Origin of the sequence: Cellulomonas sp. ACRRI, assembly GCF_022346185.1 — a bacterium.
Lineage (GTDB): Bacteria > Actinomycetota > Actinomycetes > Actinomycetales > Cellulomonadaceae > Cellulomonas.
Window position 1 is genome coordinate 1 of sequence record NZ_JAKRMS010000247.1, and the last position, 1,718, is coordinate 1,718.

1 protein-coding gene is annotated in these 1,718 nt (G+C 68.2%); it reads right to left on the reverse strand.

What is annotated here, in order from left to right:
- Window positions 1-798: 798 nt before the first annotated feature.
- The coding region (locus MHY85_RS20935) for an RHS repeat-associated core domain-containing protein (protein WP_239200380.1) at window positions 799-1,718 on the reverse strand (920 nt) is incomplete at its 5' end.

A 1,718-nucleotide genomic window follows, 5' to 3' on the forward strand; every position in this document is an offset into this window, starting at 1 on the left:
CCTGGCGGGGTGACGCGGGGCACCTGACGGGGCGAGGCGAGGTGGGAGGCGAGGTGTCCGAACAAGGGAAAGTCACACCTCAGAAGCCCGTATCCCTGCGACCTACCAGACGATGGCAAGGCGAGCTGCCATCGTGGCCAGGTAGCAGACGATGGTGCTCCGCTCGATCCAGGGCACGCCCTCCCCGGGGTACATTGCGTCAACGTCTGATGGCCGTGGCGCCTCCGACACTCGTCGCTAGATTGTCTCCTCGCGTCATCGGGACACCAAGAGCAGCGAGATCGCGGCGGTGGGGACGAGGGCGATCAGAAAGTCGATGTCGTGTGGTTGCGATCGCGGGTCGGGCAACCCAACCCTCAGGGCGGCCTGCAGCCTCCCAGCGCTTCTCGTCGCGCCGCCAGAACCCCGCGCGGACACAAACGACCTGAAAGGTAATCGAGCAGGCGTAGATGAGAAGGACGGCGAAACCCTGGATGACTTTCCCGACAACCTCGTAGGTCGGTGAACCAGGCTCGGGGTTGATCACGAGACCCGTTCCCACGACAGCCAAGAACGACAGAGCGACTGCACCCAAGTGCAACCCGATGAGTCCGTAGGCGTCCGACCGGTTTCCGTGATCGAGCGGAGGCTCGCCAAAGGCGCTGTCCACCTGCCGCTCGGCGCCCGATCGGATACGAGCGCGGTCCGGTTTGGGATGGCGGAATAGCAGTCGGAACCCACCTTCGAGGGTGGTTGCGTAGAAGCGCCACATCAGAGTGTGCCGCCGCATCGGGACGTAAGGTCGTGCTGCGCTTCGCATCAGAAGGCCAAGTTATAGCACCAGATTGCGCGGCCCATGGTGCCCCCTGCGGCACCAGGTGTGATCGCCCAACGGCCCGCCGTGTTGATCGAGTTGGCCACGTGGCGCGATCCGCTCCCAGTCATTCTCGTCAATGTTCCGGCGTATCGCGCGCCGACTCTGGTGAGCCCCCGGACTCCGAGTGCGCCATACGCACCGAGGCCCGGGACAACCCCTGCCGCGCTCAGCGCGATGTCCAGCAGCGGCTCACCGTCTCGGATGCGCATCGTGGTCGCGACGGCGGCAGCGCCCATCGCCCCCAGGGCAAGGCCCGCGGCTACGCAGGCTCCGACTCCGGTGGCCCCGAGGACCAGTGCTCCGAGCGAGAGCCCGAGCGAGACCGTGTCCCAGAAGAGCGGGTCGCTCCAGAACGGTCCCAGCGGGTCCGTGTACTGGACCGGGTTGCCCCGGGTGTAGCCGTAGGCGGTGCGGATTAGCTCCACCAGCGGGTCGACGCTCAGGAACGATGCGGTGGCGGTGTCGTACCAGCGGGCGCGCAGGTAGAGCAGCCCGGTGGCGTCGGTCCGCTCGCCGGCGTATCCGAACTCGGAGACGTCGGAGACGTCGGAGACCGGGGCCAGCCCTGTGCTCAGGGCCTGCCCGTACGGCTGGTAGTCCGTGCCCGCGACCACCGCGCCCGCCTCGTCCGTCACCATCCGGACGGAGCCGATGCCGTCCGTGTGCAGGTAGCGGACCGTGCCATCGGCCTCGCGCTGGGCGGCGGGCGTGGTGCCCGAGAGGTAGAGGAAGCTGCGTTCACCGTCGCCGATGAGCAGCGGGATCGCCCCGCTGGCGTCCCAGGCGAAGTGCTGGGTCCGTGCGGTGGCCGCCCGCGTCTCCTCGGGCTCGGCGGCCGACGGCGTCACGGGCTCGGCGTCCC